Origin of the sequence: Prevotella sp. E13-17 (assembly GCF_022024035.1) — a bacterium.
Taxonomy (GTDB): domain Bacteria; phylum Bacteroidota; class Bacteroidia; order Bacteroidales; family Bacteroidaceae; genus Prevotella.
Map to the genome: position 1 here is coordinate 2,441,970 of NZ_CP091787.1, position 22,484 is coordinate 2,464,453.

The following is a 22,484-nucleotide window of genomic DNA, read 5'->3' on the forward strand; positions in this document are numbered from 1 at the left end:
CAATCAGTCCTCCATATACTTAAGGTTCTGTTTCAAATAACGGCTCGCAATGGAAAGCTCAATATCGTCCATAGTGGTTTCCAGCACCTCACCATTCATATCAAAAACCACAGCCTTATCAGGGCAATTCAAGTTAAGTACATGTATACCATCATCCTTTCGGGTAAAAGCGTAACCGTTGATGATGACATCGGCCTTATCGGCAATGTTTTTTATATCAGGCATAAGCTATACGGACGTTTTTAATAGGTTTAAGGAATGCGGCAGAGTCGATATACAGCCCCTCAAGGATAGGTTTTAAGTCAATGTACTCCTCCTCGGGCTCTGCATTGTGACTGTACTTAGCCAATACAACCAGATAGCCATTGTCCCACTTGATGACATCAACATATCGTTCCAGACTATAGGGCGCCCGGAAACGGATGTTATAGCCACCAAAACTAAAGGCGGTAAAGCCATCTGTACTACTTAGCAGAGCTTCGTGGCTTGGGGATGTTGTCTTTTTATACTCTGTCATCACTCATATTTTTTGCAAAAATACGTATTTTCCCGCTATTCAGTTTGGGAATTAATCCTTTTTAACTTTATCTGTCTAGAATATTTCGTACCTTTGCCCTCCAAAAAGCAAAAACGACATGCCTAGACAAGCTAGAGTTTCATCAGGAACCGCTGGGTAAAGTTTAAAGATTAACGGTTAAAGGTTAAAGATATGTTTTCGTTCGAAAATTTAAGAGTTTATCAGTTGTCAAGACAGTTGGTAAAGGATATTTATCTACTGCAGAATCAGTTCCCCAAAGAGGAATGCTACGCACTTGGCGATCAGGTGCGTCGGGCTGCCACTTCTATTACTGCAAACATAGCAGAGGGCAGTGGCAGGCAATCACCTAAGGAGAAGGTACATTTTATCGAAATTGCCTTCGGATCACTGACTGAGGTATTCTGTGAATTGCAAACAGCAAGTGACCTTGGCTATATTCAAACAGAACAACTTGAAGCATTACGCCCTCAATTTACTGAGGTAGCTAAGATGCTATCAGGCTTGCGCAAGTCTTTAACCGTTAACCCATAACCGTTACAATCACTACCCTATTGCGCTACATCCATCAGAACCGACGAACGAAGCAAATGCAGAGCGATGCTCGCATCAGCTATGCCTTGCAAGGAGGAGGAAGACGAAAGTCAATCCTGTCAAAGCAGGTGTTGTTACACAGGTAAAGGACTACGAATATAGCAGCTGGGGCGAATATGATGGTTCTGTTGAACCCGTCTTTCAGATTTGCAACACTAGAACTGTCTTAAAGCGTATTCCCTTCAAAGATCTCAACGAATGGGTTAACGACCTACTACCTGATGATGCCAACTTCCTTGACAATGATTTAGAGCAGCCTCGTCTCAGGCTCTCCGATGATCAGGCATGGCAACAGATTATCAGAATTACAGGCGTTTCAAGTAGCAGCGAATTCCAGAAGCTCGACAGAGAAACCCAGCGGCAGTCTTTCATTCAACTCAAAGAACTTGGAGCATCAGTCCGTCAGCTTCAAAGACTAACTGGCATAGACCGAGGAATCATTCAAAGAGCAAGGTAAGCTATCTGCCCCTGTGGGCATGTATCCGCTACCCGTGTTAGGAACCCGTGTCAGGAACCTGTCCCCTGACATGCTGGATGCATCTCCTGCAACCGCTGCTCCATCTGAGCGAACATCTGCTTTCGCGTCTCTCTCAGTCCATTCTTCTCCATTGTTACGTCCTATATTAAGGCATAAAGAGGTACAAGCAAAATGCCCATACCCCTTTAACAATCTCCTTTATCCAACCATAAATCCTTGATACCTTAGCTCCATCAACCCGTTCTCAATATCTTCCATCGGGATAGCACCTCCACACATCCTATAGACATAAAGAGGTGTTATGCAGCCAAGATCCATAGAACCAGACCGTACCTCGTTCTCTATAAATTCACGCAAACGGGATAAAACATCTTCCTTCATACCTTTTCTTTTCTCACATCGAGGGGTACGTCTCCGACCCATCCTCCCCGTACTTTTTATCCTTCCCTTCGTATATCACCGAAGGTTCCAAGACCTCCACCGTATGCCACACGCCTTTGGGCACTTGGCAGCCGTAGACGCCATCCTGAGGGCAAAGATGTATGCGCTCAGTCTCCTTCAGCGTCACCTTGCCATCGTCAGAAACGACCTCTTCATACAGCACCTCGTCCAACTTTCCCTTAATGAGAATCACATTTTCATTACTCATTGGGTGCCTGTGTATCGCCACTTCCGTCCCTGGCAGCATCGCGTTCAGCATACGCTGCGAGCCATCCTCTGCCGATGTCCTCAGGTCTAAGTTCGTCCTCAGGCGAGGATTCACCTTCGTCTCTTCAAACAGTTTCTCCAATAATTCTTGGTTTATCGTCATAGTTCTCAGATTCTTGATAGATTTTATGTCGATTTTTTTAAGATTTCTCGCGCAGCGACCCCTTACTTCAATGAGGCGAGATAAGCCTCGTGCAAGTGGTAGTACTTACGCATAAAGAGGATATACATAATCGCTAAAACGAGCGCAGCCCCCACCAGATAAATCCAGTGCGCCAACACCGTATTCGGGCACAGATAGATAAAGCCCAGACTCACCACCAGCTGCATAGCCATATACAGCAGACTCACCACCACATGGCTCATCTTCAACTCATTCGCCATCAGCTGATAAGCATGCTTACGATGGGCCTGCCCTAAGTTCTCGTGCAACATAATGCGATGGAATATCGTCATACTACCATCAATACCATATACCAGGAAGAACACGATCCATGTCACATCCTGCGTAGCCAGCATCAACTTACCCAATGCAAACAGAATGATAAACGCGATACCTATCGAACCTACATCCCCCGCAAAGCACTTCGCCTTACCCTTCGGTCTGAAGTTAAACAGACTAAACACCAGCACCCCAATAATCGCCACTATAAGATAACTCGGTTCAATAAACCCTTGAACACTTGCGCTCGAGCTCTGCTCGCTTGCTACCAACGGGACGCAAGAACCTGAATTTAACAGCATTAGCGGAACCAGCATTGCCAGCGCATACCCTGCCGTTATTCCATTGATACCATCCATAAAGTTGATGATATTGGTGGCCCCCACACAGAAGAACAGCGCCACCAGCGCAATCACCACCTGCCAGAACCAAGCACCTTGAACCGTGCCCCCTGAACCGAGATTGATGCTCCAAAACATCAGCAGAATCGATACTATCTGCACCACCATGCGCAGACTATCTGGCAACGAGTGGATATCATCCACAAAGCTAATCCCGGCCACCATCAACAATCCAACCATAAATGGCAAATAATCCTGCACCGTTAACCATTCACCATTAACCATTTGCAATATCATCCAAACAAAGATAGATATTGCAAATATCACTCCTCCTCCACGTAGCACTATCGTGCTATGGCTCGACCTTTCATTCGGCTTATCAATAATGTTACACTTATCCGCTATGCGGAAGTAAATCAACTCTGCTGCCAACAGCAGCACTGCTATAATAATATATTTCATCTAAATAATTAATTATTTCCTATTGAGTTAATTGCTATACTCCAAGCAAACTACGCCCCTCCTATCAACTTTCCGAACTCCTTTGCCGTTTTTTCAATCTCCTGTCCAAGATACTGTCTTATATCCTTAGCACCGCTCCCATAGTTATGAAACTCATATTCCCAATGCCTGATAGTATCAGTATCAAAACAAGGGTAAGATGCTGGCGAACATATAGCAGCATACTGAAATGCATGATACAACTCATGAGCCATGTGTTCAACAATAGCATTCTCTTTATCCATCCCAATACAATATGGCAGGTACACGGCATTATTATGTTCACTATATCGCCCGTATTCCTCATCATTATCACGGAAGAAATCAAGTTTACAATTCAATCCCATCACCACCTTAAATTTCTCAAAAAGGTCGTTCAGTGAATCTGCAGAGACTTCCATCTTTTCCATGTCATCTTCATTATTCAACGGATCTAGACTTTCCCTTTCCGTAGCAACGGCCCTTTTGAATTCAATTGCGATTTCCTTACAATCCTCAATCATTTGGTTATATACGATTGTTGTACACTTCATAGCCTTCCATTTTAATACAGCCCCTCATTATTCTTCTGCAACAGAAATATACGGATTGACGTTTTTCATCCTCCACACATCTCCATCTCTAATAAAAAACACACCTGGTACATCTGCTACATCTGAAAAAGGCAATCTTTCAGTGTCCGTTACAGAACGTTTATATTTCAAATCAACAGAGCACAAAAAAGCGCTTTTTGATGTTTTCTTACATATAAGAAAAGAGGGTATATCCGTTTCATCTTTCTTAAAATGGAAATTGCGGACATACTTAATTTCTCTCTTGGTCATCGGAGGTCTTGTATTAAACACTTCGAGCCATGCTTTAGCCAAATCAGAACATTTCTCATTTTTCAGAAGTTCATTAGCATTTTGCCGCACATATTTGGCAACGGCATATTTTGTAGAAGAACTGTCAATCTCATCTAACATAAGAGACAACTCAGTAGCCACTTTTCTGGAATTAATACCGCATAGGTATAACCGTGCAGCCCATCTAGAAGGAACACCGTATGATGCCATCAGGCTCATTTCCTCATAACATTCTTTAATCCTATCTTCATCTACCTCGCTGAATCTGCTTACCAACGCATTCAACAGCCAAGACACAGTGTTTCCATAATATGATTCAGCCAAACTAATCTCGTTATAGTTCATTGGTTCACCAGAGAACCAATCTATACGAATACTACCTAGCACATCCATATCTGGAACATTTATCCTTTCTGAAGGAATATCCTGAGCAATCTGGTCAAATTGATGGAAGAAATACAACTTATCATCAAACTTATGCGACGAATTAATGTACTCATCTGCGATTCTCATCAGTTCATCTGCTTTCTCGTCTAAATAAATAGCCGCTTTCAGAGGTATTCCAGAAGAAGCAAATGCACGGGGCATCACTTCTCCATTTATAAATCTTCTTAAAGCATGTACTCTAGCTTTAATGATTTCTAAATGTTGCGACCTTAAAGCCTCGTCTTCTTCCTGAATAACTGCCAATGAATTTTTAAAGTGTTCGTCTACCCACTGCACATCATCACTGTCACTATCCCTATATGCCTGGTCAAGCGTCAATAGTGAATCATCTATCAACTCAAAAAAAGCATTCCACGACAAATCGCCATCTTCTTGCGGCAACCGGTCTAATTGATTTTCTGCAATAAGCTCAAGAAGTTGGTTAAAGTCAATATCCATTTCCCATTGAATCGCGCATAGTTTACTAAGATATACATATACGCCACTGATTGCTTTATCTGTAGCTATTTTATCCATATATCTTGCCGCTTGCCGCCTACTTTTCTTTTCATCCCGAGTACAATCGCAAACAAAAAGGATTTTACCTTCAGTATCAATGTAAGAACGACCTGCTCTACCTGCCATATTCCAGAAATCATTCGTACTCAAATATGTTCCCCTTCCTAATACCGTATTAGTGACTATCAGTGTAGAAACTCCGAGGTTTACGCCCTGTGCCAATGTATTTGTGGCGTATATAAAACGTGCTTTGCCTTTTCTTAAAAGTCGTTCCATATACCTACGCACATCTACCTTCATTTTGGCGCTGTGACACAGAATACCCTTTTTTGCTAAATCTATATACTCACGGTCTTCCTCCAATTCTTGACATACCAAATTGAATCGTTTCCAATCCAAATCGTCATCCCCCCAATCAATATCAGGATAATCCTTTATCAACCGGAACATAGTTCTGGCATTTGGTAAAACCCAATCCGGTCTTGTAATATAGATTAGCACCGCCCCAAGTTCTGATAATTTAATGGCAGCTTCCGCTATAGATTGTTTCTTATCTCCGTTTGTTTTCACAAAACTGCTATTAAAACAAGGTACTTCTCCTTGCCATTCAATATCTATTCTGTTGCCCCGATAACACATCAGTCCTATACGCTGGGAGGATGGTCTCCACGTATCATGAACTACATTATCCTGTTTACTCGAAAGCCACTGTGATATATCGTTAGCGTTGGGAAGTACTGCTGACAAGAGCAGAAATTTACCTCTATTCTGTTTAACGATTCTACGCAATTCTTCAGTAAACATCTCGTTGGCTATTTCTCTTGGCTTTGGACGAAGGAGGTGGCCTTCATCCATCACCACCAACTTGATGCTGTTCATTTCTTCATCATTAATACGAAGTATTGCTTTGGCTTTCTCTGGCGTAGCTATCATCACCCTAGCGGTTTCCATCTCATTCCTGTCCAAGGCCGTAATTTGCGCACCACCATACAGGTGGGTCACTTTAAAACCCATTGGATCGAATGCATTAGTCAGCGTTTCCTCTACCTCAGAAGCCAACGAACGATAAGGTGCTATATATAACACCTTTGATGATGTATCTCGAAGCAGAGACTGCAATATCACTATCTCTGCTATTCGAGTTTTACCACTACTGGTTGGCATACTTACAACTGAACTCTCTTCCATAAGAACTTTTTGCAATGCATTCCTTTGGCTAACAAACAATTCTGTTATTGGAGCTTTTTTGAAAGTCTGCGAGTGTATATACAGTTCCAACTTTTCCTTTGCACTTGCATCCCAGTCCTTTTCAGGCATACCTAGCCATTCCCAAACTGCTCGCCATCCGTTATTATCCACTGTAAACATAGGATGATTGTGAAGGTTTTTCCAGAGTGAACTATCATTAAATCCGTCAAACACTATAGTCAATAGTCTAAAAAGCCACCAGATTTCAGCATCAACGTCTAATAAAGCCAGTTCTGTAGCATCCCTTAATATTTCTATTGATTCATCTAAGTACCTTTGATTCCCATAATAAAAGTAGTTCAAAACCAGAGAGAACGCTCGCGCTAGCAAAATATCATAAGGTGTTATTTCTTCTTTATGCTCTTCTTCCAACAGCACATTTTTAATCTCATTTTCCAACAAATTAAAGCGTCTGTTCAAAAAAGCATAGATGATTCGGTTGATGAAACCGTCGTACCTTCCTTTTGATATTACAACAAAGGCTTTCGAATATTGGCTCGCACAATAATATGCCAAACCACAAATCATCAGATTGAATCCTCGTTCTGGAATCTCTGTCTGACTGTTTGCGAAATTATATTCTAGCAATTGGGCACCCTTATTGAAATAGGTAGATGCGGATTCGTGTCGTTGGTTGTTATAATAAGTACAGGCTATTTCCAGGCAAATATATGCCACATTCTCTGACCTGAAAGTTAGTCTTTGGTCAAATTGTGGGAAGTTGGCTTCATCCTCATGTACACCATAGAGTATATATCTTGCATTAGCTTGCGCCTGCAAGGTCTTATAGGTTGAATAGCGCTCCAAACGTGACGCGATCTTCTCTATTTGTTGTAATGAAGGCATAAGTTTATAATGACTTGATTATTGCATCAGCTCTTTTAAAGGCCTCGTCTACAATCTCAACTGGATTATCAACGCCAAGTGAAATCATAACCAAACGTGAGTTCGTTGATTTTAGATGTTTCTCCACCTGCTTTGTTGTATCTTCGCCAGCTCTTGCATCCGATTTAGTGCTAATCAGAAACCCGACATTTGTAACGGGCACACTACCATCTTCCACTTTCTGGTGGAGTTCTGAAATACTATCAGCCAAATCATACTCTCCCCTGTCATCCAAGACATTGGCCACAAATTCCATTGACACAGGAAGTCTTTTTAACCCCTGTAAGTTATTGACTATTTCATTAACAACGGCTTTGCTGGGTGTGCTTCTAAACTTGCATTCACCATAAATCACCTCTGAGAAAAGATTGTCACGTTTGAAAAGGAGGACATCGTCACCTTTCATTGCCTGGTCTGTATTCGTATTGTATTGTAACTTATGAACAATGGGGTCAAAGCCCCTGCTTTCTTTCAGATACTCCATCAAAACAATCTCCCCAAGATTGCCTTTCTTCGTATTTTCAGCTTTTGGGAGTAACTTCATATTATCTATGAATGTTTCTAATCCGTGTTTATCAAGAATAGCTTTCTTCCGTGTATTTATGATTTTCCTTCTACTATGGCTATGCACATGGTAGTCAACAATCCATTTAGCAAGCTCATCGATGGCAGCATTACGCATACCAGTATTTTCCTCCAACATACGATGTTTCTTATTCCCTGTTGTGGGAAGGTCTGTAGCATTTAGCCAAACGCCGTATATCTGAGGTGCGACAGGATGTTGCCCTATCAACATTTCTTGCTCTGTCTGTGCCATTTCGCTTAAAATGAAATCATACCCACTGATTCTTACGTTTATTTTGCTCCGTAAGTTCCATCAACTCTTTACCTTTCACCCTATCATAGAACAAGAAATAGTCTCTCCCATTTTTTGCTAAATCGTTCATCATTGCCCTAATCTCTTTCTCTGTACGTTCTCTTGTATATTCAGGATATTGGGCCTTTAGCCTACAAAAGTTATCGTTGACGATATGAGCAAAACCATCAGGATCTCTATCAGGATTGGTAAATAAATCAAATATGTGGTCGGCAACCATCAAATGAAAAGGGCTGGATTTTTCATCACCTTTATTCACTTCATCCCTAATAACACCTGTAGCCTTGAAAACATCAAGAGGATTTTTATAGCTATTATAGAATGCGGTAAACCCACGCTCCACTTCGTCAACAGTCACATCCCTATTAGTCAATAGTATCGCCTTAAATGGAGCCCTTTGTGTTGGGTCTATACTGCCCAATATCGGAAAAGAATAGCACATTGACAATGTAACTACCAGTAGACCACTTATTTTATCGTTCAACTTACGGCATTCATCCATAAAATCTTTCCAGCCTAAATTGTCACCTGAAGCAAGACGAATTCCATTCTCACCAGCGCCATGTGCCTCTATGTGAAGCGTAACGAGTTCATCACCACCAAGACTATCAGCAATCTCATCAATCGCTCTCTTGAAATTAGTTATATCGTTCACCACATGCAAAGAGGCTGTGAGCGACTCATCTTTAAGTGTCAATGGTTTCAGTTCGCCTTCATATAAATTTGTGCCTGTTTTTGATTCACCATCTGATAATGATTCAATTACAGCAATTCTGAATTTGGTAACATCAGTATCAGGACTCATAAACTCAGCTTTAGTTGACATAATAGAGCCCTGGCGGTCAATATTCCGCCTAGACTTCTTATGCTTCTTTTTCCTTCTCGGTGAAGCTCCTCGAATTCCAATCTTTTTGTGATGAGCCATTTTTCCAGCATTAAATCATTACATCTTCGACGTAAACAAATGGTCAAAAAACGGATTATTCCTTTCCTTCGCATTCTTCAATAGCGTATGGAAATCCATTGCCTCAATATGAAGGTTCAAATCTGGGTTAATCTTATAGTATGACCCAAACGGCGTTTTTCGCCACTGATGGTTCTTATTATAACGGATAAGCTCATCGGGCATTTCATCCATCACTACATAGCCATACTTGGGTGTATCTTCAGTTACATGAACCTTCTGACCTTTCCAATTCTTTTTCTCTTTTTCTTTTCCATATAAAAAGTCTTCAAAGTATTTTTCCACCAACTCCGAAAACTCCCATCTGTTATCGGTCTTCTTCTTTTGATGCGCAGTATCGCCAGGTCTTTTGAACTCGAAGATAACCATTGAGCCAACCTCACCCATCTCTTTGTCTCCGTATGATATAGCATTGTTTACCAACAGATGGTCATCGTTTATCATCACGATGTCAGGTTCCTTCGAACTCCTTATCTGACTCATAGAAGTGATAGATTTATCTGATGCAATATACCTGAAAGTCGAGAATCTGTCATCAAGGAGCCAAAGATTATGGTACTGATAGTTAACGCTCTCGTTGGTGAGCCCCATTGGGAATATCAAGTTATGAATCATGCTCTCCAACTCATATTTCCCATCCTCTTTCATTTCCAGCATCTTTTCAAACAAAGATATGATGGCTTTACGACGAGTGACGTAGGCAACCAAATTGTCTGCATCATACGCTGTTCGCTTCTTGATAGTGTCAATAATTCCACTTATCTCCTCTTCGTTCACTTCGCGTAGCTGGATAAACTTATCTATCTTTTCAGATATCTTCTTGTTCTCGTTATATGCCACACCATGTAGGTATGCGTCTTTCTTTTCATCAGTTAGATTCGGTGGCATTGCCTCAAGGACATCATCCCTCAGCAGAAAACTCCTGTATTCAGGCGATGTTGTTGTTATATAGTTCTTTACCTCCTCTATGTTTCTCTTCTTGGTTTCAACCGCATAAGTCTCGTACATGGTTGAAATCTCTTTGGCCACGCCTCTCAGAATATCCTCAATCGTAACCACTTTCTCCATACCCTCTAAATATGGCATATCATCTGCCTTTTCGGGTATCTTAAACATTGTTCTTGCATTGTTGACACTATTATCCAAGTATTCGGATACCACATAGATGTCTATAAATTTCGACTCTCCATTTTCTGTTATCGGATAGTTATACAGTGAATCAACATCAGCCAAGTTTCTTTTAGCACCGACTACTCGAGAATTAGCACAAAGTAAAACATAGTTATACTTTCGGCTAGTAATCTTATCAGACTTCACCACATATAAGTGAAACTTCTTCCCCTCTACCTCAATGTCTTTCTCCTTCTCTTTTGATTCCAAAGAAAAATAGTTGTTCACACTCAGCGAACTGTTTTTACCATCTTGTGTTTTCTCTGTAATGTTGATGATTGGCAGATTATCACACAAGTAATAAATGAAGCAATGCTCCATGATTCCGCGCGCTATATCCTCAGCATTACGGGCCGTACTTGATATAAGCTCCTTGTTATTACAGTTCCTTAATACAACTTTTGTTTGTGGTGCCGATGGTTCTATCTCTTCCTTTGTCTCTTCTGTTATTTCGTTATCTTTGTCGAACTTGAATGAGCGTTTCCACCATTTTCCGTCTTCTTCATAGATGCTAGTTATCTCCATCCTTTCAAAGAGTGCCAATATGGTAAAACGGCCAACGCCTTTACATCCATACTTTTTCCTGTTCAAATCACCGTAAGGACTATTGAACGAAATAAAGTTTTCTTCTGTAAAGCCCTGTCCGTTATCTATGATTGTTATGTCCTGAATAGGTGGAACGTCTCGACCATACAAATCCGAAACATATTCTCCTGCAGCACGCTCAATGAAAACCTCTATTCTCTTCTCTTCGCGTGTTACTTTGTCCAAGCTGATAATAGAATTGACAACAGACTCATAAAGCGGAAGAAACACTTCTGCCTTGCTCAAATCTATTGAATTTACAAAGTCTTTAACTTTCAGTTCCATAACAGATAGTCTTTTACATTAATTCCATAATCCCAGCGTAGCGCGCTATGCCAGCCACCCCAGCATCACTTATAATACGCCGAGGTATCTACTTCAAACTCTTCCATTTTGCCAATCTTGAGAATTGATATGGAATGGCATCTTAAACTTACATTCCTCTTGATTGTCCAAACATATCTCTACGTCGCAAACGCATTTGAAACACAGGGACGGTCCCTATTTCATCACATGCGATAAATCATGCTTTTACTGATTCCTGTCAATCTCTCCAACTGACGCAATGATGCTCTTTTACCCTTCAATTCTATTAACAGAGACTTCTTTAAATCTGCAGGTAATTGTTGAAAAGCGCTGCTATTCGCCACTTCCGGTTAATAGTTCAAGATTCCCGGTTCACGGTTATTTCTCCATGCGCCAGCCAACCCTGAACCACGAACCCTGAAGCATGAACAATGAACCATTAATCATGAACCATCAGTTTGTCTTTTCCTGATTTTGGTTGACAGTTTATTGCTTTTTTCCTGATGTAGTTGACAGTCGATTTCCTGAATTAGTTGACAATTTACTAGAAACGTTGACACCTTTACTGAAAAGGTTGTCTTTTTCCTGAAACTGTTGACAACTATGAAAAACACTGCGGTGGTTTGCCAAGCGGCTGGAGGCGCAAAGCCTCCAAAGAGTGCCCTCCAGCATTCCGCCTGCAAAGTTATGGATTAATCTGCAGATTCTGTTCATTCTTGCGATATATTTTATTCTTCCACATCTTTTTCTGTTCACCAGTCTGTTCGTGAACAGCATTTGGAGTCTGCATGCCGATGCTGTAGTGAGGACGCCTGCTGTTATAGAAATCAACAAAGCGCTTTATCTGCTCAAGAGCCTCTTCATACGTTGCGAATCGCCTTTCCTGACGATAGACGCTCTCGTACTTGATTGTTTCGTTCACACGCTCTGCAATGCCGTTATCAGTAGGTTTGTAGTCCTCTGTCATGGATATTAATATGTTATGTTTTAGCAATTCTTCCACATACGAATCGCAGCAGTACTGTACACCTCGGTCAGAGTGGTGAATGAGTCCGGAGAGGTCGCCACCGCCAGCCTGTTCTATAGCCATGCGGAGAGCCTTGAGCGTAAATGCAGATGAGAGAGATTCTGCCAGATACCAGCCAACAATCTTCTTTGAATAGGCATCCGTTACGAGATGCAGATAGCAGCATCCGCTCTTGAGTTCAATGTAAGTAATATCGCTCACCCAGAGCTGGTTGGGTGCTGTAGGAATGAATCCTTTAATAAGATTCTTCCATTTGTGGTATCGATGGTTGGAGTTCGTTGTAGAGCGGCTTTTGCGAGGCTTCTGCATCAGTTTGTGGCGACGAAGTAAATTCATAAATTTATCGCGCCCAGGCATCCAACCCGTATTAAACATTACACCAAGCATCAACCAGAGTTTTACTCCTCCAATCCCTGGATCAATCTCACGTATCTCACGTACAGCATCAAGAATATGAATCTCACGGGCCAACCGTTCCGTTTCATCCGTCTTCTTCTTGTAATAGGCCTGCCTGCTTCGGCCAAGCAGATCACAGGCAGCAGTTACCGTCAGGCCATGCTGCCTATGAAGTTCTTCTACTGCTTGGCCCCAGATTTTTTTCTGATATCAATTCCGTTCTTTTCGGCTACGTCAATCAGAGTGTTCAGGGCCAGATTCTGCAACTCCAGCTCGCGGACACGGGCTTCAAGTGCCAGTACCTCAGGAGATTTCTCCTCTTTCTTCTTACGTGCCATATCTTCAAGCGCTTTGGTATCCGCCTGCAAAGATACAACTTTTTTTGAATGTCGATATCTCTTAACCCAAGTTCTTATCGTATGTGGGTTAACATTGTAGTACTCGGCCAGCTCTTCTGCGCTGTTGTCGCCACTTAAAAATACTGAGACAATCTCGTCTCTTTTCTCCTTTGGAGTCCTTTGATACGTTCTTTTCATAAGTTTAACACATTTATTAAGTTCCTAAATGTGTCAACCTATATCAGTATAAGACAGTTGCCATGAACTCCATATCATCCAAATTCATGACAGTTTTTGTTTCACCTCTTTTTCTTCCTTTTTTCCTGAAATGGACACTGGCATTGGATTAATCAGCGGTTGTGGGTTGCAAATTATCTGACCCATCTGGACTTGAGCTTTGACGCTTTGATAATTCTCATAGTTCCACATCAGATAAGAATCCCACAACCCCAAATCTATATCTTTCAATAACGTATCAATTCTTTCTTTAATAGGCTCACCATTCTTGTCAAAATACATCTGATCTCTCACTTGTTCTCTCAGGACTTGAATTGCTTTAAACTCGCCAAGCGTGAAAATCGCCCCAAGCTCAATCGGTTCAGTCATTATCTTTGTGTCTGTATTTACCTTACTCTTCGCCAAGATCTCTGTCACATACTTCTTTCCAGCATTTCTCATGGCAAACAATGTGAAATTTGAAGAGAAATAAGAATCCGGATCAATATAGAACAAAGTATCACAATAGCCCTTAGATATTTGAATCAAAATACCATCAATATCATCTTCATTGACCATAGTGTCAACAAAATGTATCTTTCTTATATTGAATGATTCATTTGATGGAACGCCAAACGGAATGCCCAATTTGTGCAAAGCAACTATAACTGTCCTTTTCTCCGCAATCGACATCGCTCTATTAAATTCTCCTTCAGCCTCTCTATACGACTTTTTGGCATAAGATTTCAATATATTCAGTGCTTTGACAGCGATATCACGAACAATTTCTTTCTCCTTAGACTCTTTGTCCTTTCGATATTTATTTCCAAAAAACGCTCCAACCCATCCACCTATTCCTGCCGTTAAGATGGGTATTAAAATATAAGCTACAAGATTTAACCAAGTCCATTCCATCTCCGTTTTCTCCTTTTATCTCGAACAACATGATATTCACGCATCATATCCATCAGCGATAACACTCCTATCGAATATCTGCCTTCTTATCAAAGCGTTAATCATGAACCGCCAGTTCTTCCAATCCTTCTTGACACCTGTTTATATTTCTCTATATATGGCAATCGGATCAATTATATACTCATTCCCCAGTCTGCCATTAAAAGTATCTTCAAGATTGCTGATAATACTTGTAAAATTTAAACTGGCTTTTTTTATAGATTCTTCAGGGGCATCTGAATCAATCATCGCTTTATCTCCGCCACATTGAGTCAATAGTCCTACAATAGAAAACTCGACCTCTGTCCTTCGTGAATATTTGGCTATCAGACTTTCTTCATTTTCTTTTAGAAACTCCCTATTTAGTATAGATGCAAAAACGTTATTGCTAAATCGGTAAGGAATATGTACCGCAAACATATCCTTATAACCGAAATCATACAGTTTTACCAAATTCTCTGCGAACTTCTCATTAACAATGAGCCCTTGTTCCTGAAGATATCTCTTAAAGACACTATCTATTGCATTCTTTTTCTGTGATACTTTAGCCTTTTGGTTTCTATCATTAATTTGTTTTGTCACCTCATCTATCTTAGTCAGAACCTCTCCCATTGGCCCATAGCACTGGATATAGCCTAAGGCAGTACCTATTTCATTAAATCTTCCAAAGGTTTCCTTCAAGGCCTTATAATCGTTGAAATATGCCTTGCCGCTTACCTTTACGAATTGTTTACCTGTCATATCACCCAAATCAACACAGTCTTCAATAGTGCTCAGTAGACCGCGCTCCGTTAGTTCCTTTTCAAATAAACTATATGCATAGTCGTGGAAATATCTCTTCTCCGAGGAGCCCCTTTCGTATTGAAAAAGTTCTCGCATAATACTACCGCTGAAGGTATGCATTTTTTGTTGATCATCCTCAGTAGCTGTTACTTTACTATCCTTCAAGATATATTCCGTCAGCCCCTCAAACAACTGTGACGATATAGAATACATCTTATCATTATCAAGATAGATGAACGACTTTATCTTATTTTCCATGTTCAAACTCCTTTCTTATTTCATTTCGCCTTTCCATAAATTTATCAATGCTTCTCTTACGTATATCGTGCATTGTTCTGGTTCCAAGATAAACGCCGTAGAAGCAAAAGGCAATTACGCCTACAACAAACAGAATATCTATTGTACTCATACCTCTATAGTATTTATTTTGTTTATTACTCTAAAACTAAGAAAAAACGATGCTATTGCCAGCGAGATTGAAGCTATAAGCATGGCTGTCGGATTAAACTCAGTCTGCCCTCCATGGGGAACATATAAAAAGCCCAAGATAATACACAGCACCACAATAGCACCAATGGACCAAGCTGATAGTTTTTCCTTTTCATCCTCGCTTATCGTGGTTTTACGTCCTTTTAATCTCAGACTGTTCAATTCATTCATATTTGAGAGGTTAAGAGTTAACCCAAAGAATACGAAATCAACAGCATTGACCAAAACCGCCCAATCCTTATGAGTCATCAGGATAAATACGATTATCCTAACAATTATTGGGAGTGCGGCAACTCCTACTGTATAATATAGCCACCTACTCTTCTTCATGTTCGCTTTTTATTTACTTCTATTAAAAACATCTTTAGTCTCCGTCCACTTCCCTGCTATTCTTAGCTGGTTCTTCTCATTCATCAGGTTTCGTTTTTCTATACGCAGATTCCGCATAGCTCCCCACGTCTACGCCATCTACCAACAAGTCATCCCTAAGATTCTTCAACATAGCATACCTCTCAATCAACGGTTTTAGTTTTTCCTCACCATTGGTCAATCCATTATAGAACAACCATACCAATTCATATCGAGACAACACTGCTCTAAGCATTGCAGTATATTCATATTCATCTTCAAACTTTGTAATCAGGGATGTATTCTTCACAAATTTCAAAATGCGGTATAATAGTCTGAAATAATGGTCAAATTGCGTTGGTTCGTCAGAATGCGAATATCCTTCCAGCCCAAGTGCCTCTATAGCACCTCTCATCCCCCAAAAGGGTTGTCTATCTCTATCATCATTAGGATTATTCACACAAATAACAGCTCCTTCAAATAACGTTTGAAAAGCTTCCCTTCCTGACAAATCAACATTTTCCCCATTTATCTGAGCCGATATAGACAAAGAATTCACCACCTCCTGAAACTGGCTTAGCATATTAAAGAACGTATTCTCAAACCGCTGAATCTTCAGTGTTTCGTTCTGTTTCTCAAACTCAGCAGTCTGATCCTCCATTTCTTTTCGTGTTAACTCCAATTCACGCCTCTGGTAGAGTAAGTCCCTCCTCTGAAGTTTCAAATCATGCCGCTGCAAGATGATAGTATATATCAATCCAGCAAAGGCCAGTCCTGAAAAAAGCGCATTCACAGCTCCGAACTGGTCACCAAATGTACCTCTCTGTTCCTTATCAAATGGAAGAAATATCAGGCAGAAATTAGCGAGGAACAACACTAGCACCATAGCTAGCATAATACCAAGCAAATTGCATCTAAGCCACACAAGCTTTCTTTTATAGAAGGACTTTCCTATCCTACACATATTGATAAACTTTAATCCTTACCCAAAATTAATTTTCAAACTATCGAATAGTATCCATATTGTAAATAGAAAACAGATATACTTCACTATTATCTGCAATACCAATATAATATTCACATAGTTTCTTCCACTCCTAACTGGCGACATCCATTTTTGCGTCTCGTCATAATAAACTTTAATGGTCGCTGATACATTCTCATCCGTTCCTTTATAGAACTGTTGCTTACGAAACTCCTCCCAGTCCACAATATTAATCAATTGGGCCATTATTTCTGTAGCGTCCTTATGTTCCCTCTTATATGCATTCGCATACGTTTCTTGGAGATTATTCACGTGACGCGGAACTGTCACCCTGTCACCCACCTTCATCATCCACAGGGGTCAGTGCATTTTTTATCTTTATGCGTTCCTCCTTATAGGTACTTCTGCGAGGACAGTCTTGTCGCACTTCAGCAGGTATCCCGTCACACAATGTGATAAACTCCGCAGTATCCATATCTGCTTACCAGAAAGGATATATCGATTTATCTTTCCAGAACTCTATATCATCCTTGCGGACCATAGAGAGTTTTCCATTATCTTCCAAAATGAGCACATACGAAGAGCCGACATCCTCCACATGACCATAACGATCATTCAAGCCACTCTCCCGTATAGTGAAAAGATCCTCATTACGAGACAACACATCACCATTCGGCAACGTAAAGCTATTACCCGCGGAGGAATCCTGCTGTCTCTTTGTGCCAAACTTCGCAGACAGCCCTTGTATCGCATTCAAAACGATACTCAGATCCTCGTTCATCTCCCTTTTTTCCGGAATTTTAGCACCACTCTTAACAGAAAGCAGCTGTACCAAAGAGTTACCATCAGAAGTTCTGTTATTATAAGTCTCCTTTATCGCGTTTGTCAGCTCCTCCACTTTCTCATTGATAAGATCTATTCTCAGAGACTCGTCATACGTCGTTGTGCGGAGCATTGACGTATCAAATGGCCTGTCCGTCTTAGAATCAATGATAAGCACACATTTCTTATCAAAAGCCTGCCTCAAGCCAAGTTCATAGAACACATTCGGATTTCGTGAGCTAAGATCACAGATAGCCATATCACAATCCAGGATCATATTAAGTATATCCAAGACTATCAGGCTCGTCTTCGCATTCTCATCAACACGCTTTGCTTTAAACCCAGCCTTCTCACAAGCAGGCTTTATCAGATAATCATATACCCGTTTGAAATGTCCCTGCGCATAACCAGCAGGTTCCGTAAAAGGCATCATGACTAAACACTCCTTCATATTACCAGATTGTTTCTCACTCATAATTTATCACTCCAAACATTTCAAAACTAAATTCACCATGTTCTCAGCAAACACGTCTCTGAGGTCTGTACCATTAGAGAGTTCGGGGCCTCTTCTATGGAAATGAGTGGTCACCTCAACCACCTCATATCCATTATCACGAGCCAATCGATATGCATCATCATATGTCTTACCATATGAACGACATGCAGCAACAATAACCTCACAATCAGCATCTATGCATGCCATTATCCATTCACTCTGATTAGAACCAGGATCCCCTTGGCTCTCAATGCCTACGATATGTTCTTTCTTCTCATTGTCTTTAACAGTACCTATCACATACGAATCATAGTCATCATTATGCCATGATTTAATTATCGAGGTAAAAGGCATCTTCATTGCCAACCTCTTTATACTTTGGGACTTCCCTCTATTTGAAGTCCCCCTAACCAGAATCATTGTTTTCATAGGCTTATTGATTTATTTAATACGTGACGAGGAACTGTCCCCATCCCCATGTCACACTGAATAGTCACACGCCAAACAAAAAAACGTGTATTCTGTGCTTGCTGTCTAGAATATTTCGTACCTTTGCCCTCCAAAAAGCAAAAACGACATGCCTAGACAAGCTAGAGTTTCATCAGGAACCGCTGGGTAAAGTTTAAAGATTAACGGTTAAAGGTTAAAGATATGTTTTCGTTCGAAAATTTAAGAGTTTATCAGTTGTCAAGACAGTTGGTAAAGGATATTTATCTACTGCAGAATCAGTTCCCCAAAGAGGAATGCTACGCACTTGGCGATCAGGTGCGTCGGGCTGCCACTTCTATTACTGCAAACATAGCAGAGGGCAGTGGCAGGCAATCACCTAAGGAGAAGGTACATTTTATCGAAATTGCCTTCGGATCACTGACTGAGGTATTCTGTGAATTGCAAACAGCAAGTGACCTTGGCTATATTCAAACAGAACAACTTGAAGCATTACGCCCTCAATTTACTGAGGTAGCTAAGATGCTATCAGGCTTGCGCAAGTCTTTAACCGTTAACCCATAACCGTTACAATCACTACCCTACTCCGCTACATCCATCAGAACCGACGAACGAAGCAAATGCAGAGCGATGCTCGCATCAGCAATGCCTTGCAAGGAGGAGGAAGACGAAAGTCAATCCTGTCAAAGCAGGTGTTGTTACACAGGTAAAGGACTACGAATATAGCAGCTGGGGCGAATATGATGGTTCTGTTGAACCCGTCTTTCAGATTTGCAACACTAGAACTGTCTTAAAGCGTATTCCCTTCAAAGATCTCAACGAATGGGTTAACGACCTACTACCTGATGATGCCAACTTCCTTGACAATGATTTAGAGCAGCCTCGTCTCAGGCTCTCCGATGATCAGGCATGGCAACAGATTATCAGAATTACAGGCGTTTCAAGTAGCAGCGAATTCCAGAAGCTCGACAGAGAAACCCAGCGGCAGTCTTTCATTCAACTCAAAGAACTTGGAGCATCAGTCCGTCAGCTTCAAAGACTAACTGGCATAGACCGAGGAATCATTCAAAGAGCAAGGTAAGCTATCTGCCCCAGTGGGCATGTATCCGCTACCCGTGTCAGGAACCCGTGTCAGGAACCTGTCCCCTGACATCTTAGGTATACACTCATTTCAAAATCTCAATTTAATAATTCACAAAACTGCACCATTATTCACAACTATCGGATTATTACGGTAATTATTAACGACTGTCATGTCAAATGCAGCGCAATTTCTCAATCCTCGAATGACTGCTGTTCGCCAGTCGTTATCACCATACTGTCTGCCTGTAATAGTCTGCATCTCAGCAAGAGTCCTTCTAAGTCCTGCATTTGTCCGCACATGGCTTCTTAACAATTCATGGGTAAGAAACTCATTCACAGCCTTCTGGAGTCTCTTATCCAATCGAATCTCACTTATCTGCCTGGTAAGACGAACTTCCAATGCCACATTGCCCAATGCTGTACCATCTATGCTGAAAGAAACACAAACTCTACCATGAACAATAGTGCAATCTGCTTTCAGGAATACCACCCTAGATCTTACTTTAGGATAATATGGATGCATAAAGTCTTTATATGGTTTATCACTCTTCAACCAATTGCAATGTCCACAAAGCGGCACAAGATTCAATCTGCATGTAGCTAATTGACCATATGTACTCTTGTCCATATAGTGATCTAGCTGATTTGGCTTATTGATACTGCAATATGGACATGTTTCGGCAAAATCTGGATCAAGCAGTTCATTTCTTAAATAAACAAGTGTTTTGTCTAATCCTGTATTAGGATCTTTGCCAGAAGTCTTACTATATTGTCCTCTGATAACGTCCTTTTTCCCATCTGTAGCAGCCAACTGAGCTGTTGTCACTTCGCCACCTCCATTGTCATAATCATTATAGAGTTGCTCCAACAATGGTTTGTCTACTACGGCATCCAGATTATTACAATGTGCTATTAACACATCAATATCTTGTTTTGATCTGGCTAAACTCGGTTTATTCAGTACCCACATCGCTTAATTGTCCTCTTCTTCTGAATGCTCATCATAATACCTAGATATAATATACGACAGCATCTGATTGCTAACCTTACCTCTCATATGATTGTTAAAACTCTCCAACATCTCGTCTACGCTACCCCATTCCTCATTTAGTGACCATGTGTCATATAGCTTATTGTATGCCTCATAATAATTTGAAACATCAGTTGTTAAGTCAAAGACCTCGCTTGTTATCTCACCTATATTAGCACCGTAGGTCTCTATTCTTGGATGAGTTATTGTGGTATGGCCATTGTCATTCCTAACCACATATACATTCTCTGCAAATGATTCCTGCACGATAACTGGCGAATGAGTGGCCACCATCAGAATCGAGTTATATTGAGCTATCACATAACGTAATGAAGACATCATAAACGAAAGCATTGGAGGATGGATATGGTTTTCTGGTTCATCAAAGAGTATCATGCTGTCCCTCTCAATGTAGGCAATTACATGCGATAATGCATGAAGATAATATTTGAAGCCCGTTGAGAGATTAAGAAATTCTGCCATTGCTTCATCCTCAGACTTATACATCAAAGCATACATCTTCTGCTCTATGTCCGGGAAGAGAATCGCTGCTTTCTCTCTGATTTGGTCCCAGAGTTTTTTCCTTTCTCTGTCATTATAGATGATTCCTAAAGCCTTCATACATTCAGTCGCCAACAAACTTACAGACTTCAAAGATGTTTCCTCCAAACGTACTTGTTTGAACAACTCGTTATAGGTATCATCATTCGGATTATTTAGTATACGCTCAAATTCCGATTTTACATCCCTTATACCGCAGAACACCAGTCTCCCCTTTCCTGTTTCCATACCTTTTACTAATAATCGATAGTCTTCACCACCGATACCTGGCAACACAAAATTGTCAAATGGACTATACGAGATCAAGAAGAGCTTGCTGATTCCAATATCTATGGGTTCAATTGTGCCAATATCCTCTTTCAACCGGAATCTTTGGTCAGGGTAAGCATACATAATCTTTGCCAAGTGATATATCAGTGTACTTTTGCCAGAGCCGTTCTTGCCAATAAACGTCATCACACCGTTTGGTATCATCGTTGTCTTAACATCAGGCAGGCAAGAGAACTGAAGGGGAATCCTTTTACGCACATTTGCAAAGGAGGCTGTTATCATCTCCTTCCGCAAATCATAGTGAGTCTCGCCAGCCAACATGATCTTCTTTCCTCTCTTTAGGGAATATGACTCCATGGAAGAATCACGTAATAATCCATTTATTAATGCTTCCTGTCCTTCTACCATCGAGTAATAATCATCATCCTGGGTTGAGAGGATGAGGTGCATCTGTTTAACGAAATCTTTCTTCTCTGTAGCTTTTAGAAGATTGTTTAGGCCATCAAATACATCTATCGACTGTGTTAGCGACACAAAGTCCTCGGGCAATTCCTCAAACTCGACCTGCTTGCCTAATGCCTTTCTTAACAAGTACTCGTCATACTTTTCTTGTCCTGACTTCATGATTTTGATGTAGCCAAGATACACAGTTCGGCTGCCTGTTATCAACGGAGTAGCATGAAGATGGTACATGACGTAGAAATCATAGTCATTCCAGTCATTCTCCTCAATTAGGAAATGGGCATTCCCATATTCCACGCCTGAGGCATCCTGAAAACACTTGCTTATAAGTCTGAAAACAAAACTCATAGTTA

At 40.8% G+C, this 22,484-nt stretch carries 22 protein-coding genes; 2 read left to right on the plus strand and 20 right to left on the minus strand.

Annotation, left to right across the window (positions count from 1 at the left end; all coding sequences use genetic code 11):
• Positions 1 to 3: 3 nt before the first annotated feature.
• Both L6472_RS09950 and L6472_RS09955 read right to left on the minus strand, forming a co-directional pair.
• Positions 4 to 225 (minus strand): hypothetical protein, encoded by a 222-nt coding sequence (locus tag L6472_RS09950; RefSeq protein WP_237804669.1) that lies wholly within the window; start codon positions 223 to 225, stop codon positions 4 to 6.
• A complete protein-coding gene (locus tag L6472_RS09955; protein ID WP_237804671.1) occupies positions 218 to 517 on the minus strand; it encodes a hypothetical protein in 300 nt (99 codons plus the stop codon). The genes L6472_RS09950 and L6472_RS09955 overlap by 8 nt, the downstream gene beginning before the upstream one ends.
• A 192-nt stretch (positions 518 to 709) precedes the next feature.
• On the opposite strand from L6472_RS09955, the gene L6472_RS09960 reads away from it, so the two are divergent.
• Positions 710 to 1,069: a four helix bundle protein gene (locus tag L6472_RS09960; RefSeq protein ID WP_237804673.1), complete on the plus strand. Its 360-nt coding sequence runs from the start codon at positions 710 to 712 to the stop codon at positions 1,067 to 1,069.
• Positions 1,070 to 1,805: 736 nt separating this feature from the next.
• Here L6472_RS09960 and L6472_RS09965 read toward each other — a convergent pair.
• The 16 genes from L6472_RS09965 to L6472_RS10040 form a co-directional block, all read right to left on the minus strand.
• Positions 1,806 to 1,988, minus strand: a complete 183-nt coding sequence (locus tag L6472_RS09965; protein WP_237804675.1) for a hypothetical protein — start codon at positions 1,986 to 1,988, stop codon at positions 1,806 to 1,808.
• Between the two features lie 13 nt (positions 1,989 to 2,001).
• Positions 2,002 to 2,418, minus strand: coding sequence for a WbuC family cupin fold metalloprotein (locus tag L6472_RS09970; protein WP_237804677.1), 417 nt, complete (start codon positions 2,416 to 2,418; stop codon positions 2,002 to 2,004).
• Positions 2,419 to 2,480: 62 nt separating this feature from the next.
• Positions 2,481 to 3,560 (minus strand): glycosyltransferase family 4 protein, encoded by a 1,080-nt coding sequence (locus L6472_RS09975; RefSeq protein ID WP_237804679.1) that lies wholly within the window; start codon positions 3,558 to 3,560, stop codon positions 2,481 to 2,483.
• A gap of 50 nt (positions 3,561 to 3,610) precedes the next feature.
• On the minus strand, positions 3,611 to 4,132 hold the full coding sequence (locus L6472_RS09980; RefSeq protein ID WP_237804681.1) for a hypothetical protein: 522 nt from the start codon (positions 4,130 to 4,132) through the stop codon (positions 3,611 to 3,613).
• A gap of 27 nt (positions 4,133 to 4,159) precedes the next feature.
• The gene (locus L6472_RS09985; RefSeq protein ID WP_237804683.1) at positions 4,160 to 7,483 is read right to left on the minus strand and encodes a DEAD/DEAH box helicase; all 3,324 of its coding nucleotides are present in this window, start codon (positions 7,481 to 7,483) and stop codon (positions 4,160 to 4,162) included.
• A 4-nt stretch (positions 7,484 to 7,487) separates the two neighbouring features.
• Positions 7,488 to 8,339, minus strand: a complete 852-nt coding sequence (locus tag L6472_RS09990) for a Hachiman antiphage defense system protein HamA (protein ID WP_237804685.1) — start codon at positions 8,337 to 8,339, stop codon at positions 7,488 to 7,490.
• 16 nt (positions 8,340 to 8,355) lie between these two features.
• Positions 8,356 to 9,324: a hypothetical protein gene (locus tag L6472_RS09995; protein WP_237804687.1), complete on the minus strand. Its 969-nt coding sequence runs from the start codon at positions 9,322 to 9,324 to the stop codon at positions 8,356 to 8,358.
• An 18-nt stretch (positions 9,325 to 9,342) separates the two neighbouring features.
• A complete protein-coding gene (locus L6472_RS10000) occupies positions 9,343 to 11,403 on the minus strand; it encodes an ATP-binding protein (RefSeq protein WP_237804689.1) in 2,061 nt (686 codons plus the stop codon).
• A gap of 706 nt (positions 11,404 to 12,109) precedes the next feature.
• Positions 12,110 to 13,045: an IS3 family transposase gene (locus L6472_RS10005; RefSeq protein ID WP_370640904.1), complete on the minus strand. Its 936-nt coding sequence runs from the start codon at positions 13,043 to 13,045 to the stop codon at positions 12,110 to 12,112.
• Positions 13,027 to 13,383, minus strand: a complete 357-nt coding sequence (locus L6472_RS10010) for a transposase (RefSeq protein ID WP_237804691.1) — start codon at positions 13,381 to 13,383, stop codon at positions 13,027 to 13,029. The genes L6472_RS10005 and L6472_RS10010 overlap by 19 nt, the downstream gene beginning before the upstream one ends.
• Positions 13,384 to 13,467: 84 nt before the next feature.
• The gene (locus tag L6472_RS10015) at positions 13,468 to 14,316 is read right to left on the minus strand and encodes a hypothetical protein (protein ID WP_237804693.1); all 849 of its coding nucleotides are present in this window, start codon (positions 14,314 to 14,316) and stop codon (positions 13,468 to 13,470) included.
• A gap of 141 nt (positions 14,317 to 14,457) precedes the next feature.
• A complete protein-coding gene (locus tag L6472_RS10020; RefSeq protein ID WP_237804695.1) occupies positions 14,458 to 15,396 on the minus strand; it encodes a hypothetical protein in 939 nt (312 codons plus the stop codon).
• Between the two features lie 147 nt (positions 15,397 to 15,543).
• Complete coding sequence (locus L6472_RS10025) at positions 15,544 to 15,957, minus strand: hypothetical protein (protein ID WP_237804697.1); 414 nt, start codon at positions 15,955 to 15,957, stop codon at positions 15,544 to 15,546.
• 76 nt (positions 15,958 to 16,033) lie between these two features.
• Entirely contained in the window at positions 16,034 to 16,939 is a 906-nt protein-coding gene (locus L6472_RS10030) for a putative phage abortive infection protein (RefSeq protein ID WP_237804699.1), read from the minus strand.
• A gap of 502 nt (positions 16,940 to 17,441) precedes the next feature.
• On the minus strand, positions 17,442 to 18,257 hold the full coding sequence (locus L6472_RS10035) for a hypothetical protein (protein ID WP_237804701.1): 816 nt from the start codon (positions 18,255 to 18,257) through the stop codon (positions 17,442 to 17,444).
• 6 nt (positions 18,258 to 18,263) lie between these two features.
• Complete coding sequence (locus tag L6472_RS10040) at positions 18,264 to 18,638, minus strand: hypothetical protein (RefSeq protein WP_237804703.1); 375 nt, start codon at positions 18,636 to 18,638, stop codon at positions 18,264 to 18,266.
• Between the two features lie 291 nt (positions 18,639 to 18,929).
• Here L6472_RS10040 and L6472_RS10045 point away from each other — a divergent pair, with 291 nt between their 5' ends.
• Positions 18,930 to 19,289, plus strand: a complete 360-nt coding sequence (locus L6472_RS10045) for a four helix bundle protein (RefSeq protein ID WP_237804673.1) — start codon at positions 18,930 to 18,932, stop codon at positions 19,287 to 19,289.
• A gap of 628 nt (positions 19,290 to 19,917) precedes the next feature.
• Here the strand turns inward: L6472_RS10045 and L6472_RS10050 are convergent.
• A complete protein-coding gene (locus tag L6472_RS10050) occupies positions 19,918 to 20,778 on the minus strand; it encodes a hypothetical protein (protein WP_237804705.1) in 861 nt (286 codons plus the stop codon).
• A gap of 3 nt (positions 20,779 to 20,781) precedes the next feature.
• Positions 20,782 to 22,479 (minus strand): AAA family ATPase, encoded by a 1,698-nt coding sequence (locus L6472_RS10055; RefSeq protein ID WP_237804707.1) that lies wholly within the window; start codon positions 22,477 to 22,479, stop codon positions 20,782 to 20,784.
• Positions 22,480 to 22,484 lie beyond the last annotated feature (5 nt).